Source organism: Lysobacter sp. Root76 (assembly GCF_001428685.1).
GTDB lineage: Bacteria > Pseudomonadota > Gammaproteobacteria > Xanthomonadales > Xanthomonadaceae > Lysobacter.
In genome coordinates this window covers 701,133-715,029 of record NZ_LMIK01000005.1, presented here as the reverse complement: position 1 = coordinate 715,029, position 13,897 = coordinate 701,133, and the positions used below count along the sequence as shown (strand labels likewise).

Here is a 13,897-nt window from a genome sequence, read left to right as displayed (position 1 = left end):
GCATGAGCCTGCCGATCAGTCGATCACTCGATCGGTCGTTAGCGGCCGGGTGCGGCAGCGTCCGTCTGGGCCGCGAGCGACCGCAGTTCCACTATCGCTTCCAGGCCGCCGCCCTCGCGATTGCGCAGGGTCAGGGCGGCGCCGATGGAGTCGGCGAGCTGTTGCGCGATCGCCAGGCCCAGGCCGGTGCCGCCGGTGTCGCGGTTGCGCGAGGCTTCCAGTCGGTAGAAGGGCTGGAACACTTGACCGAGTTCTTCTTCCGGAATGCCGGGGCCGCGGTCGCGCACGCTGATTCGTGCGCCGCCCTGGCCGTCGTCGCCGACTTCCAGTTCGGCCGCGCCGGCGTACTTGATGGCGTTGTCCAGCAGGTTCGCCAGCACGCGACGCAGCGCATGCGGGCGCGTGGTCATCGCGCCGTCGTAGCGGCCGCTGAAGGCGACCTGCTTGCCGGTGTCGAGATAGTCGTAGACCAGGCTGTCGAGGAAGGCGGCCAGATCGATACGCAGCGGCGGCTCGGACGCCGCGTGCGCACTGCGCGCGTAGGCGATGCCCTCGCGCACCAGGTGCTGCATCTGGCCCAGGTCCTCGGCCATCTTGTCGCGCTCGGGCGACTCGGCCATGGCCTCGGCGCGCAGTTGCATGCGCGTGATCGGCGTCTGCAGGTCGTGCGAGATCGCAGCGAGGATCTGCACGCGCTCCTGTGTGTACTGGGCGATGCGGTCCTGCATGGCGTTGAACGCCGCCACGGCGTGGGCGACTTCGGTGGGGCCGCCTTCGCGCAGACGCTCGCCGTCGCCGGACGGGCGCAGGGTATCGGCGGCTTCGGCCAGGCGTTGCAGCGGCCGGGTCGCCAGCCGCACCACGGCCCAGGTGCACAGCAGCAGCAGGCCGAGTTGCGTGACCAGCACGTAAGGCAGCCACCGCGCCAGCGGCATCACCGAGGGCTGTACCTCGATGGTCATCGGGCTGCCGTCGCTCAGGCGCAGGTGCACCTGGAAACGTTCGGGATCGGTGGACACGACATTGGCGATGATCGGGTGCTTCGGTCCCAGCGCCGACGCGATCATGCCGGCCATGTCGCGCGAGGTGTCGCTGACCAGCGGCCCGCCGGTTTCGCCGGGCCCCAGCAGGTAGTGGAAGGTCCGCCGCCGCAGCATCGGCAGCCAGTGCGCGCGCTCTTGCGCCGGGAGATGGTCGAGCAGGTTCACCGCCACGACCACGTCCTGTTCGAGATTGCTCATCAGCATCGAGGTCGCGGACTCGTAGCGCTCGTAGAACAGCAAGCCGAACGACAGCCCGTGCGCCAGCAACAGGCCGCTGAACAGGATCAGGTACAGGCGCGAGGCGATCGACTTCGGCAGCCAGCGCGATTCGCCTCGGGGACGCGGCGCGTTCATTCGTGCTCGCCGACCAGGGTCACCGGCATGCTGAAGACATAGCCTTCGCTGCGCACGGTCTTGATGTAGCTCTGCTCGCGGGCGTCGTCCTGCAGGCGTTGCCGCAACCGGCTGATCAGCAGATCGATGGAGCGATCGAAGGGTTCGGCGTCGCGGCCCTGGGTCAGGCTGAGCAGCTGATCGCGGCTGAGCACGCGGTTGGGATGGTCCAGCAGGGTGCGCAGCAGGCGGAACTCGGCGCCGCTGAGAGCCACCGCGGTGCCGTCGGGATCGAGCAGGTGGCGTGCGGTCGTGTCCAGGCGCCAACGTCCGAACGCCAGCACGCGGCTGGCTTCGGTGACCTGCAGATTGGGCGGCAGCATGCGCGCGCGGCGGATCACCGCCTTGATGCGCGCCAGCAGTTCGCGGGCGGCGAAGGGCTTGGTGACGTAGTCGTCGGCGCCCATTTCCAGGCCGATGATGCGGTCGGTCTGGTCGTCGCGCGCGGTCAGCATCACCACCGGCACCGCACGGTGCTTGCCCGCACGCAGATTGCGGGCCAGGGTCAGGCCATCCTCGCCCGGCATCATCAGGTCCAGCACGATCAAGTCCACGGCATGGGTGTCGAGCACGGCGCGCATTTCCCGGCCGTCGGCCACGGCGGTGGCGCGCAGGCCGTTCTTCTGCAGGTAATCCGCGACCATCTGCCGGATCTCGCGGTCGTCGTCGACGACCAGGATGTGATCTACGTGTTCCATGGGGCCCTCGTCGGCGCTCCGGATGCGGTGCTGGCCTGTCCGCGATTGTGCCATCGCGTCCCTGCGATGACGCGGTCAGGGTTTGGCCAGCAATTGGCGGATGCGGGCTTCGGTGGCGTCGTAGGCGCCCTCGCCGTAGTGGCGGTAGACCACCCTGCCGTCGCGATCGATCAGGTACACCGCCGGCCAGAAGCGATTGCCGTAGGCGTTCCAGGTCTTGTAGCCGTTGTCCTGCGCGACCGGATAGCCGATGCCGAAGCGCTGGATGGCGGCCCGGACATTGGCGGCGCTGCCCTCCTCCGGGTATTCGGGGGTGTGCACGCCGACCACGACCAGGCCTTGGTCCTGGTAGGTCTGATGCCACTGCTTCACGTAGGGCATGACGTGGATGCAGTTGATGCAGGAGTAGGTCCAGAACTCCACCAGCACGACCTTGCCCTTCAGCCCCGCCAAGCTCAGCGGCGGACTGTTGTGCCATTGCTCGATGCCGACGAACTCGGGCGCGGGCTGCGCCACTTCGGCTTGGGCGCCGGGTGCGCAGCCGATGGCGACCAGGGACAACGCGGCAATGATCGACTTCCACATGGTTCAACCTCCAGCGAGCGGATCGGGCTCGGCCTGTTTCACGCCTGCGGCCTGCAGGATGGTGTCCGCGACCTGCGCGGGCTCGGACAGCGGGGAGGCGTGGCTGCTGCCGATCGATTCCAGCGTGGCGCCGATGCGCCGTGCGGTGGCCGTCTGCAACTGCGGCGCGATCATCCGGTCCTTGCGCGAGACCAGGTACCAGCTCGGCTTGGCGTGCCAAGCCGCCGTCGTCACCGGCTCGACGAATGCGCTGGCGCGGATCGGGCGCTGATTCGCGAAGATCCGTTGCGCTTGCTTGCCGCTCAGATCCTGGGCGAAGTCTTCGCGTGCGCCAGTCTCGCTCAACCACAGCGAGCCGTCGCGTTCCTGCAACCGGGACAGGCCGGGCGGAGCCGGGAAGCCCTTGCCCTGGTCCGCGGTGTTCTGGCCCAGGTCGGGCGCGAACGCCGCGACGTAGACCAGCGCGCCGACCTTGTCGTCGCCGCCGGCCTGGGTGATCACCGTGCCGCCCCAGGAGTGGCCGACCAGCACGACCTTGCCCGGCGCAGCATCGATGGCGCGGCGCGTGGCGGCGACATCGTCGGCCAACGAGGTCAGCGGGATATCCACGGCCACGGTGCGCACGCCCTTACGCTGGAGTATGTGCGCGACCTGGTTCCAGCTGGCCGCGTCGGCGAACGCGCCATGCACCAGCACGACGGTGGGCGGGTCCGCGGCCGGCGCGGTCGATGCGGCGGCTTCGACCGCCGACGCGAAGCCTGCGGCCGCGATCGCCGCGGAAAACAGAACGGTACGCAGCATGTCGATATCCTCAGGCGATCGCCAGTTGCACGTCCACGTGTCCGCGCGTCATGCGCGAGTACGGGCAGGTCTGGTGGGCGGCTTCGATCAATTCGCGCTTCAGGCTGTCGTCGACGCCGGGAAGATCGATGTTCAGTTTCACCGCCAGCTGGTAGTCGCCGGCGCCGGTCTTGCCCAGCGTGACCTCGGCATCGACGGAGGCCTCGTCCGGCAATCGCAGTTTCTTCGCGGCGGCGGCGAGCTGCAGCGCGCCGATGAAGCAGGCCGAGTAGCCGATGCCGAACAGCTGCTCCGGATTGGTGCCGGGCTTGCCCGAACCGGGCGTACTCAGCTTGACGTCGACTGCGCCGTCGCTGGAACGGCCGGCGCCGCTGCGGCCGCCGGTGACATGGGTGTGTGCGGTGTAGATGACGGTTTCGAGGGGACTGCTCATGGTCAGGGCTCCAATGCGTGTTGGGGATGGGTGTTGGCTTGGCTGTTGCGGATTTGCGCTTGCTTGCGCTTGTTGGCCTGGGCCCATTTGCCGACCAGACGGACGGCGACCGCGGCGCAGAGGATCGAGAACGGGATGGCGTACGCCACGCCCATGCTGGGAATGCGCTTGAAGAACGACAGGCCGAAGATCGCGGCGATGACCCAGATGCCGACGGTGTGCAGGCGCTTCCACGTGGCTGCGCTCATATGCCTGGAAACGGCATGGAACGAAGTGACCGCCAGCAGCGCGATGAACACATAGCCGATCGTGCCCGGCGTATTGGTCAGGGCACCGCGGCTGGGCCAGAACTTCGGATCGAGCACGCCGTAGCCGACGATCGCGGCCATATGCACCAGGTGCGAGAACGCGAACGACAAGCCCAGGTAGCGGCGCTCGCGCATCAGCGCGCGGGTGAACGCATTCGGCACCAGCGCGGCCAGCGACGAAGCCACGAACGCGGCCAGGAACAGGACGAACGAGGTCCGTGCCGTCGCCCGGATGACCGTGCGCGTGGCCTCCACCGGATCGGGGCCGACCGCCAGCAGCAGCCCGGACATCAGCAGGATGCAGGCGCCCAAGGCACAGAACAGCCGCCAGCCGGCCAGCTTCGAGGACAGGGCGTTCATGCCGGCTCACCTGCGGTCAGCGTGCCGAGGATCACGCCCTGCGTCCGCAGCTGTTGCAGCAGCGCCAGACCCTGGGTGTGCAGTTCCCGCGGATCGGCGCCCGCCTCCATCGCCAGCGCAGCCAGGTGCTCGCGGCCGGTCATCGGCTGTTCCTGCAGCGAACTCAACAGCCGATAGACCAGCGGTGCGATGCGGGTGAAACGCACCTGATGGCCGGCATCGCGATGCACCAGCAGCGTGGTCGGCTCGGTCGGCGGCGCGTCCGGCGTGTAGTCGGGACCGATGTCGGTGACCGGCCAACGGTAGGCCAGGGGCAGCGCGAGCGGCGAAAGCACAGGCGTGCCGTCGATCAGGTCGCCGTGCGGATCGTGCGGCGGCGGCGATGCGTCGCTGACGAACAGCGCCTGCTCCACCCATTCGTAGTGCACCAGTTCCGGCAACCACGGCGGCAGCTCGGCCGCCCTTTCGAGGAAAGCGACGAACTCGGCGGCGATCCGCGTGAACAGCGGCGTGCGGCTGCGGTGCGTGGCATAGAACGCGCGAACCAGCGAGGTCCAACGCGCATCGCCCAGGGTTTCATGGATCACCGGGAAGCCACTGGCGAGCAGACTGCGGATATTGTTGAAGAACAGCTCGCGGTACACGCGCAGGCGCCGTGCTTCGATGCCGGGCGGCGGCGCATTCCCGTCGGGGTCGCGCAGATGGCTCGCCAGGGCGAATTGCTGGTCGCGCAGGGTGTCATGCCGCATGGGCCTGCTCCAGCGGTCGGTCGCGCGCCGGCCGGCCGATCTGCATCGCGCGGATGCGATCGGTCTCGTCCAGCAGTTCGCGCAACGGCGGGAAATTGAAATCGCGTTCCAGCAGGGTCGGACGCACGCCGAAACGCCGGTAAGCGCTGGCCAGCAACGACCACACGTCGGACTTCACCGGCGCGCCATGGGTGTCGACCTTCAGGTCGATGTCTTCGTCGTAGTGGCCGGCGATGTGGTACGAGGCGATGCGATCGGCAGGAAGGCGGGCGAGGAACTGCTCCGGGTCGTAGCCGTGGTTGATCGAGTTGACGTAGAGATTGTTGACGTCCAGCAGCAGGTCGGTGTCGGCCTCGGCCAGCACGGCGTCGATGAAGTCGATCTCGGCCAGCGCCTGGTAGGGAGCGGCGTAGTAGGAGACGTTCTCCACCGCGATGCGCCTACCCAGCACGTCCTGCACCTGGCGGATGCGCCCGGCGACGTGGCGTATCGCCTCGTCGGTGAAGGGAATCGGCATCAGGTCGTACAGCTGCCCGTCGTCGGAGGTGTAGCTCAGGTGCTCGCTGTACAGGAAGACCTCGTGGCGATCGTTGAATTCGCGGGTTCGCGCGAGCAGCTCCTCATCCAGCGGTTCGGTTCCGCCCAGGGACAGGGACAGGCCGTGGGCGCTGATCGGAAAGCGCGCCGACAACTGCGCGAGCGCCTCGCCGAACTGGCCGCCTACGCCGATCCAGTTGTCCGGCGCGACCTCCAGGAAGTCGACCGCGTCGCCGGACATCGCCAGCAACTGCGGCAGCAGTCCGCGGCGCAGACCCAGCCCGGCGGCGGTGGGGGAATCGATGGTGCGCATGGCCCAGGTCCTCGGAAAGAGCGCCCCGACGTGAGCCGTCGGGGCGCGGAACGGCGCAGGTTTATTCGACGATGTCGGCGAACAGGCCCGACGGCATCGGCTTGCCGTTGGCCTTGAAGCGGGCCTTGATGTAGTCGTAGGCCTCCTGCTCGCTGATGAAGCCGTCGTGGTTGGCGTCCTTGCGGGCGAAGCCGGCGGATCCGTCCGGCACCACGGCGACGTACTCGGCGCGGGAGACCAGACCGTCCTTGTCGGTATCGGTCTTGCCGAAGCGGGCATCGCCGCATTGGCCTTCGCCGCACTTGCCTTCGGCGGTCTTGGCGCCGCCGGTCTTGGCCGTCTTGCCGGCACCGCACTTACCTTCGCCGCATTTGCCCTCGGCGGACTTCGCGGCGCCGGCCTTGGCCGTCTTGCCGGCACCGCACTTGCCTTCGCCGCACTTGCCCTCGGCGGCTTTCGCGGCGCCGGCCTTGGTCGCCTTGCCGGCACCGCACTTGCCTTCGCCGCACTTGCCTTCGGCACCGGCGTGACTGGCGGACAGCAGGTAGCCCTGGCTCAGCGGCTGCATGGCGAACGCGGAGCCGCTGAGGACCAGGCCGGCCAGGGCGACGCCGAGCATGCCGGCGGTATTGCGGGTGTTGGTACGGGACATTGTCTTTCTCCAGATGGGGAGCACGAGGTCGTGCGGGGGGCACCGCGTTCGCGGCGAAATTCGAGACGAGAGGCGATGGGCGACCGAGCAACCGTCAGGCGCTGGCGAAGGTTCCCAGTGCAGCCGCGCGGCGGCGCGGCCAGGTCATCAAGGCGACGCCGACGATGGCCAGCGCGCCGCCGGCCCAGGGCAGCAGCAGCGACACGGTCGTGCCGATGGCGAACAGCACCAGACCCCAGGCGGTGGAATCGGCGGCAGCGGATGCGACCGGTGCGCGACGCATCGAGATCAGTCCATCGAGGCTGAAGCGACCGGCACCGCCCAGCATCAACGGCAGCAGCATCGCCAGATAGATCAGCGGCAGCTTGTAATTGCCGAAACCGTCGTTGCTGATCGCATAGCCCTGCCACAGCTGCGACAGGCTCGACCACTCGGACGGCCAGTGCACCGCGTAGATCGCCACGACGGTCAGCACCCAGAGCGCAGCGGCCACGTAGCGCGTGCCCAGGCCGAGCAGCAATGCGACCGCGCCGGCGAGTTCCGTCCAGGTCGCCATGGTCCAGTTGAGGTCGGCGCCGAGCAGCGAGAACGGCAGCGGAAACTTATCGCCCAGATCGGCGAACCAGTTGCTGCCTTGCAGCTTCTCGCGACCGGCCTCGAAGAATTCCCAGGCCAGCAGAACGCGCAGGCCGAGCGGAGCGAGCCACTGCCCCACGCCGTCGACGCGGGACATCAGCGGTGCGGTATTGCCCTGGTAGGTAGCGCTGGACATCGTGTACTCCCGGCGGCCGGGCCGCGTGTTTTCGTTGAGGCGATTACGAGCCTCCGGGGTATCGCGCAGGTGTCGGGCAAAGCGGGGATTTGTCTGGAAAGTTGGCTATCCGGGCGCTGGATACATTCGGATACAAAGCCGGCGGGCGGATCGCGCTGTCGGAGCGCACCCGCGGGCCGGGCCTTGAATTCAGGCCCCAAAAGGAAGCCGGGCCGCCACCCGTACGAAGCGGAGGACGGCCCAGACGGGCGCTTACGGCGGCACGGCCTGTTGGCGGCGGCATTCGATGACCGACGGACCGCCGCCGTAGCGCTCATCCCGCCTCGCCCGGCGCCTCCGGCATGCCGTTCGGGACTGTATAGTTCCGCCGAGCAAGGCGGGTACGGTGCCCGGCCAAAGAATCGCGGGGAGATGTCATGGGTCTGGTGCAGGCAGTGGCGGGTTCGATCGGCGGCGTGCTCGCCGACCAGTGGAAGGACTTCTATACGGTTCCGGAAGGCTTGCCCGCGACCGCGGCGCTGTTCGCCGCCGTGCCGCGCGGCACCAATGCCGGACGCGGTTCGAATACGAAGGGCTCCTCGAACATCATCACCAACGGTTCGAAGATCGTCGTCCCCGAGGGCTACGGGCTGCTGCTGTTCCAGGACGGCGCGATCACCGGCTTCGCCGCCGAGCCGGGCGGCTACGAATGGAAATCCGACGACCTCAACTCGCAATCGGTCTTCGCCGGCGACGGCCTGGTCAGCTCGCTCATCAAGCAGAGCTGGGAGCGTTTCAAGTTCGGCGGCCAGCCGGGCTCGCAGCAGGCCGCCTTCTTCGTCTCGCTGAAGGAACTGCCGGATAACCGCTTCGGTACGCAGTCCGAGATCTACTGGAACGACGGCTTCATCGGCACCCAGGTCGGCGCGCTGACGCGCGGCTCCTACACCCTGAAGATCGTCGACCCGATCCTGTTCGTGAAGAATTTCGTGCCGGCCGCGTATCTCCAGACGGGCCAGGTCTTCGATTTCACCGACATCGACAACGCCGCCGCCGGCCAGCTCTTCAACGAAGTGGTCGGTTCGCTCGCGCCGGCCTTCAGCCTGTACACGAACGACCCGGACAAGGGCAATCGCATCACCAAGCTCCAGCAGGACTCGCTTGGTTTCGCCAAGAGCCTGTCCGATGCGGTGGAGGCCGGCTACCAGTGGAGATCCGACCGCGGCCTGGCCATCGTCAAGACCGCCATCGTCTCCATCGAGTACGACGCCAACACCCGGGAACTGCTCAAGACCGTGCAGCGCGCCGACGCGCTGTCCGGTTCGCGCGGCAATTCCAATTTGCAGGCCAGTGTCGCCGCGGGCATCCAGTCGGCGGGCGAAAACGGCGGCGCGGCGGGCATCATGGGCGTGGGCATGGCGACGGGCATGGTCGGAGGTATCGGCAGCTTGCAGCAGCCGGTTGCGCCGGCCGCACCGGCGGCCGAAGACCCGGTCGCGAAATTGAAGAAAGCCAAGGAAATGCTCGATCTCGGCCTGATCACCCAGACCGACTACGACGCGCTCAAAGCCAAGGCGCTGGGCCTGTAAGCCGGGAGCCGCGCAAGCATCATGTCGAACGCCAATAGTTCGCCGCCGCCGTTGCCGCCGCTTACCGGCCCGGGGTCGCCGCAGGACGTGCCGCCCTTGCCTGGCAGTTCGCCGATCGACCCGGCGACGTTGCCGCAGCCGATCCGCGACGAGTTGCTGGCGCCCGACCCGGTCGCCATCGATACGTCCTCCGATGAGCTCAAGGACGGCCTCAACCGCTGCCCGAAATGCGGTGCGACCGATATCCGGCAAAAGCCGGGCGGCGACCTGCTGATCTGCCTGTACTGCCGGAATGTATGGCATGGCGCGCGGGTGGAGGAGGAATTCGGGCTCGGCGAGGGCATCGACCAGCTCAAGGGCACGGTCGTCGCTTCGGGGGCGCGCGACATCGCGGCCGATGCCGCCAGCCTGATGACCTTCAAGTGCACCGGCTGCGGCGCCGAGGTGACGGTCAATACCGACAACGCGATGACGGCCCGGTGCCACTGGTGCCGACACGTCTTCGGCGTCAACGAGCAGGTGGACAACGGCGCGGTGCCGGACGCGGTGCTGCCCTTCCACATCAGGAAGGAGGACGCGGTCGCGCGCATTCGCCAGTTCGTGGACAAGCGACGCTTGTTCGCGCTGAAGGCATTCAAGGAACAGTTCACGCCCGAGAACGTCGTCGGCGTCTACCTGCCCTACATGATCGTCGACGGCAACGCGAGCGCCGACATCGCCGGCCAGGGCGAGATCGAAACACGCCGCTACACGCGCGGCACCGGCGACAAGAAAAAGACCTACTACGACGCGGACGTCTATCAGGTGGAGCGGCACGTCGACTTCACCGTGGACGACTTGCCGCTGGAATCCTCCACCGAGCGCGGCAACCTGGACACCAAGGTCAACACCAACAACATCATCAACACGATCCTGCCGTTCGACACCAAGAATGCGGTGAAGTGGAACGCGTCCTATCTGTCAGGCTTCAGTTCGGAGAAGCGCAACGCCGACGTGCAGCACCTGCTTCCACGCCTGGAGGACCAACTCCTGTCGATCGCCCGCGCCCAGGTCGAGGCATCGGTGAACCGCTTCGATCGCGGCGTGCGCTGGGAGCAGGAGCGGCTCGACGTCCACGGCACGCGCTGGGTGTCGATGTACCTGCCGGTGTGGCTGTATTCGTATCATCAGCCGGGCCGCAACGGCGGCTTGCTGCACTACATCGCCGTGAACGGCCGCACCGGCGAGACGATGGGCAGCGTGCCAGTGCAGCAGTGGAAGCTGCTCATGGCCGCGATCACCGTCGGCACCATCCTTGAAGGCATTGCACTGTGGATCGTGGGGGCCTCGTCATGAGCGACGACAGCGGACTATGGCTGCTCCTGCTCGGCCCGGCCGGCGCCACCGGACTGTACTGGACCCTGTACCGGTACTACCGCAACACCGACAAATCGCACGCGTTCGAGCGCGAAACGGCCGTCGAGGCCAAACCGGTGACCGGCTCGGACGACAAGATCGACGAGGTGACAGGGACGCAGGAGACGGAGATCGACGGCAATAACGTGACGGCATACCGCAAGCGCGTGCAGCGCATCGAGGGCGACACGGGCTGAGTTCACGCCGCGCGGGGCTGGCGCACGAAGCGCGGCTAGCGAGCCTGCCTATCGATCCCGATGCGTCACGGGGCTTTTTTGGATTCCGGTGTTTGGATCCGGCAACTTCCCGAACGTCGCGATCGTCTTCTCTATCCAGTCGCGGTAGTGCTCCACCCGCACCCCGTAATTGGTCTGTCCGTATTTGCCCGGCCAGGTTTCCACCGGGTTGCCCTGCACGTGCTTCCATGCGGAGATCCCGGCCACCTGCCATTCCTTGCCTACGGCGACGAGCATAGGGCTGCCGCTGTCGCCGTTGCCCGACGAGGCCTCCAGGGGAAGCGCTGCCGGCGGCGGGTCGAAGGTGTATCCGATCCATCGGCCTTCGGAGATGCTGATCTCGTTGTAGCCCTGACGCAGATCGGTCCTGTTCGGGCCGTGCGGATGATGCCCCTGAGAGCCCTTCCCGGTGGCACCCCGCCCCATGATGCGCACGACTTTGCCCAGCGCCGATTCGCTGTAGATGCGCGCGGGGGCCACGTCGCGCACCGGTTCGGCCAACTCGATCAAGGCGATGTCGTCGGAAGCGGTCATGAACGCCAGAAAGGCCGTCCAATCGCCCGACTTGATCGCCGCGTCGATCATGGACTGGGGCGGCTTCTTGTAGTCCGGGTGGACGACGACACGGCTCACGGCATAGGGAGTGCCGCCGACGGCGACCACATCCACCGCTTCCTGCCAGCTAACCGCGTGGGCCGCGGTCAGCACCCACCGCGGTGCGATCAGGACCCCATGGCCCTCGCCCGGCACGTCGGCCAAAGCCGGGAATTCGGAGACGGCCATCCGATACCGCATATCGGGGACGTCGTCCCGAATGACGACCGCGTCGGCACCGAACGAGACCAGTAGAAAAAACGAAAGGACCGCACAACGCATCAGGGGCACCCGGGAGGCGATCTGTCGGAAAAGGAAGGGGCTCGGATGAGCCCCATTCGAGTATCGGCAATTTATGGGCGCCTAGCCAGCGGCTCCAGGGCCGATGGCGCCCCTGCGCTCCTGTCCCGTCAGCTCTGCACTCCACAATCCGAACGACGCCTGGCGGCCGTCCGGACCGGCTACCGTACCTGCCTTTGCGGATACGTCGATGGTCACGATCCACCTGCGAGCAACTCATCCAGCTGCGCGAACTGTTGCGGCAGGGCTTCCGCCGAACCGGCGAGGGCTTCGTCGAGGGCCGCTGCCGTGGGATAGAGTTCGTGCAAGGTGACCAGCGTCCTACCAGCATTTTCTTCGAACGTTACCGTGGTCACCGCGCCCTGATCGCTTTCCTCGTTCGTCCACACGATGCGCTCGTGAGGCGTTACTTCCGTGTACGTGCCGAAGAACGCCATCGGCTCATCGAAGGCCGGATGGCGGAACACAAGGCGATACTTGCCCCCGGTGCGAACATCCATTTCGCACGAGAGCAGCGACAGGTCCGCCGATGCCGGAACCCACCACTGCTTGAACAATTCGGGCCTGCGCCACGCTTCGAAGACGATGCGCGCGGGAGCATCGAACGTTCGCGTCGCGACGAATTCGCAGTCGGACTTGCGCTCCACAACGGTACGGTTCACGACGGCGGGACTACCTTCGTTTCCCTTTGGCATCTGCCTTCTCCTCGCGTTTCAATTGTTCGACTATCTGGTCGAGCGCGTCGAAGCGCGCACTCCAGAGCTGACGGTGCCGCTCGATCCAGGCGGCTTCTTCTTCCAGTCGGCGCTGTCCGAGCTTGCAGGTCCGTACACGACCGACCTTCTCCGTGGTCACCAGCCCCGCCTGCTCCAAGACGCTGACGTGCTTCTTCATGCCCGTGAGGGTCATGTGGAATTTTTCGGCAAGATCGGTGATGGAGGCTTCCGAGCCGCCCAGGTGCTCGAGCACGCCGCGTCGGGTGACGTCAGAGAGCGCGGCGAAGGTTGCGTCGAGACGGGCTTGATAGTGAACCATATGGTTCACTGTAGAATACGCGCAGGCGCTTTGCAAGCGGATGGCCGCATGGGCGCGAATCGCAGCCGGCGCCGGCCTCGTGGCGAGTGGCGGCCCGCGCCCGAGCGGCCGCTCATCACGTTTGGTCCGTCTTCGGGCTGTCTTTCCACGCACCGAACCGGTAAAAGAACCGGCACGCGCAGGCGAAGCCGGAAGCCCATGATCGACCGCGAGCAACTCCATCGGGACGGATACGTCCTGCTGCGCCGCGAAATCCCGGCGCAGTGGCTGGCCGATCTCCGCCGCGCATTCGATGTGGGCGTGCAGCCATCGGAGCAATGGCCGGTCCCGCGCGATCCGGGCTGGCGTCATTCGCTGCTGGACCATTATCCGACCGTGCAGGCGGTCTGCCGGCTGCCGCGCTTGCTGGCCGCGGTCGGCGCGCTGATCGGCGAACGGTTCTTCCTGGCGCAGGTCGAGGGTCGCGAGCCCTTGCCGGGATGCGGCCACCAGGGGCTGCATCGCGACCTCTCGGCGCAGCGGCCCGGCGATACGGTGAACGCGCTGGCCTTCTTCGACGATTACGGCGCAGACAACGGCGCGACCCGTCTCGTGCCCGGCAGCCATCGCCCGACACGCGACGCACCGCCGCTCGGCCCCGACGACGAATCCCGGGGCACGCAACTCGCGGGCGCTGCGGGCGACATTCTGGTGTTCGACGCCGACCTGGCCCACGCGGGCAGCCGCAATCCGGGCGATCTACGCCGCCGCTCCGTGCTCATCGGCTACTTCGCGGAATCCAACTACGCAGCGCACTTGGAAACGGTGCGACTGCGCGGCATCCGGATGGACACCAGCGAACGGTTCGAGCCGTAGGGCGCTGCGGCGAAGCGTCGGGCCTCTTTCCCGATCGCTGCGATGCCGGCGACGCGGAATAAGGTCTGCAAGGCCGGAACCGCAGCTTCGATAAAGGCCATGCCGGCGATGCGCACACCTGTCGCCATCGCAGCCCGATTGCCGGTGCCCGGATCCGCGGGCATGCTGCCTGCCGGGCGGCGCTGCTACGGCGTCAAGGGGGATCGCATATGCACTTCGTACGATGGATGCCGCGCGGCGGACGCGCGGCCAGCTGGCTCCTGAGTGTCG

General features: G+C 67.2%; 17 protein-coding genes. 4 read left to right on the top strand and 13 right to left on the bottom strand.

Going from position 1 to position 13,897, the window contains the following annotated elements; all coding sequences use genetic code 11:
* Positions 1–38: 38 nt before the first annotated feature.
* From ASE10_RS10495 to ASE10_RS10450, 10 genes are all read right to left on the bottom strand, one after another.
* On the bottom strand, positions 39–1,397 hold the full coding sequence (locus tag ASE10_RS10495; RefSeq protein ID WP_055908403.1) for a HAMP domain-containing sensor histidine kinase: 1,359 nt from the start codon (positions 1,395–1,397) through the stop codon (positions 39–41).
* Positions 1,394–2,134, bottom strand: a complete 741-nt coding sequence (locus ASE10_RS10490) for a response regulator (protein ID WP_055908401.1) — start codon at positions 2,132–2,134, stop codon at positions 1,394–1,396. Before ASE10_RS10490 ends, ASE10_RS10495 begins: the two co-directional genes overlap by 4 nt.
* Before the next feature lie 75 nt (positions 2,135–2,209).
* Positions 2,210–2,719 (bottom strand): thioredoxin family protein, encoded by a 510-nt coding sequence (locus ASE10_RS10485; RefSeq protein WP_055908399.1) that lies wholly within the window; start codon positions 2,717–2,719, stop codon positions 2,210–2,212.
* A gap of 3 nt (positions 2,720–2,722) precedes the next feature.
* Positions 2,723–3,520 carry an alpha/beta hydrolase gene (locus ASE10_RS10480; protein ID WP_055908396.1) on the bottom strand — a complete coding sequence of 266 codons (798 nt, stop codon included), beginning with the start codon at positions 3,518–3,520 and terminating at the stop codon, positions 2,723–2,725.
* 10 nt (positions 3,521–3,530) lie between these two features.
* A complete protein-coding gene (locus tag ASE10_RS10475) occupies positions 3,531–3,953 on the bottom strand; it encodes an Ohr family peroxiredoxin (protein ID WP_055908392.1) in 423 nt (140 codons plus the stop codon).
* Between the two features lie 2 nt (positions 3,954–3,955).
* Entirely contained in the window at positions 3,956–4,621 is a 666-nt protein-coding gene (locus ASE10_RS10470; RefSeq protein WP_055908389.1) for a ferric reductase-like transmembrane domain-containing protein, read from the bottom strand.
* Positions 4,618–5,370, bottom strand: coding sequence for a putative DNA-binding domain-containing protein (locus ASE10_RS10465; protein ID WP_056304831.1), 753 nt, complete (start codon positions 5,368–5,370; stop codon positions 4,618–4,620). Before ASE10_RS10465 ends, ASE10_RS10470 begins: the two co-directional genes overlap by 4 nt.
* Positions 5,360–6,220, bottom strand: coding sequence for a DUF692 domain-containing protein (locus ASE10_RS10460; protein WP_055908385.1), 861 nt, complete (start codon positions 6,218–6,220; stop codon positions 5,360–5,362). Before ASE10_RS10460 ends, ASE10_RS10465 begins: the two co-directional genes overlap by 11 nt.
* Before the next feature lie 61 nt (positions 6,221–6,281).
* Positions 6,282–6,872 (bottom strand): hypothetical protein, encoded by a 591-nt coding sequence (locus ASE10_RS21040; RefSeq protein ID WP_055908383.1) that lies wholly within the window; start codon positions 6,870–6,872, stop codon positions 6,282–6,284.
* Between the two features lie 94 nt (positions 6,873–6,966).
* Positions 6,967–7,644 (bottom strand): DoxX family protein, encoded by a 678-nt coding sequence (locus tag ASE10_RS10450; RefSeq protein ID WP_235565889.1) that lies wholly within the window; start codon positions 7,642–7,644, stop codon positions 6,967–6,969.
* A gap of 416 nt (positions 7,645–8,060) precedes the next feature.
* Here ASE10_RS10450 and ASE10_RS10445 point away from each other — a divergent pair, with 416 nt between their 5' ends.
* From ASE10_RS10445 to ASE10_RS10435, 3 genes are read left to right on the top strand one after another with little or no spacing between them, the layout of a single operon-like run.
* On the top strand, positions 8,061–9,212 hold the full coding sequence (locus ASE10_RS10445) for an SPFH domain-containing protein (RefSeq protein WP_056304830.1): 1,152 nt from the start codon (positions 8,061–8,063) through the stop codon (positions 9,210–9,212).
* Positions 9,213–9,233: 21 nt separating this feature from the next.
* Entirely contained in the window at positions 9,234–10,547 is a 1,314-nt protein-coding gene (locus ASE10_RS10440; protein ID WP_056304829.1) for a hypothetical protein, read from the top strand.
* On the top strand, positions 10,544–10,804 hold the full coding sequence (locus ASE10_RS10435; RefSeq protein WP_056304827.1) for a hypothetical protein: 261 nt from the start codon (positions 10,544–10,546) through the stop codon (positions 10,802–10,804). Before ASE10_RS10440 ends, ASE10_RS10435 begins: the two co-directional genes overlap by 4 nt.
* Before the next feature lie 48 nt (positions 10,805–10,852).
* Here ASE10_RS10435 and ASE10_RS10430 read toward each other — a convergent pair whose 3' ends face one another.
* From ASE10_RS10430 to ASE10_RS21035, 3 genes are all read right to left on the bottom strand, one after another.
* Positions 10,853–11,719 carry a trypsin-like serine protease gene (locus ASE10_RS10430; RefSeq protein ID WP_082586091.1) on the bottom strand — a complete coding sequence of 289 codons (867 nt, stop codon included), beginning with the start codon at positions 11,717–11,719 and terminating at the stop codon, positions 10,853–10,855.
* A 212-nt stretch (positions 11,720–11,931) separates the two neighbouring features.
* Positions 11,932–12,399 (bottom strand): SRPBCC family protein, encoded by a 468-nt coding sequence (locus ASE10_RS10425; protein ID WP_200949787.1) that lies wholly within the window; start codon positions 12,397–12,399, stop codon positions 11,932–11,934.
* 10 nt (positions 12,400–12,409) lie between these two features.
* The gene (locus ASE10_RS21035; RefSeq protein ID WP_235567552.1) at positions 12,410–12,994 is read right to left on the bottom strand and encodes a metalloregulator ArsR/SmtB family transcription factor; all 585 of its coding nucleotides are present in this window, start codon (positions 12,992–12,994) and stop codon (positions 12,410–12,412) included.
* On the opposite strand from ASE10_RS21035, the gene ASE10_RS10415 reads away from it, so the two are divergent.
* Entirely contained in the window at positions 12,971–13,627 is a 657-nt protein-coding gene (locus ASE10_RS10415) for a phytanoyl-CoA dioxygenase family protein (protein WP_056304824.1), read from the top strand. The two genes, ASE10_RS21035 and ASE10_RS10415, sit on opposite strands and share 24 nt — an antisense overlap.
* Positions 13,628–13,897: the final 270 nt, after the last annotated feature.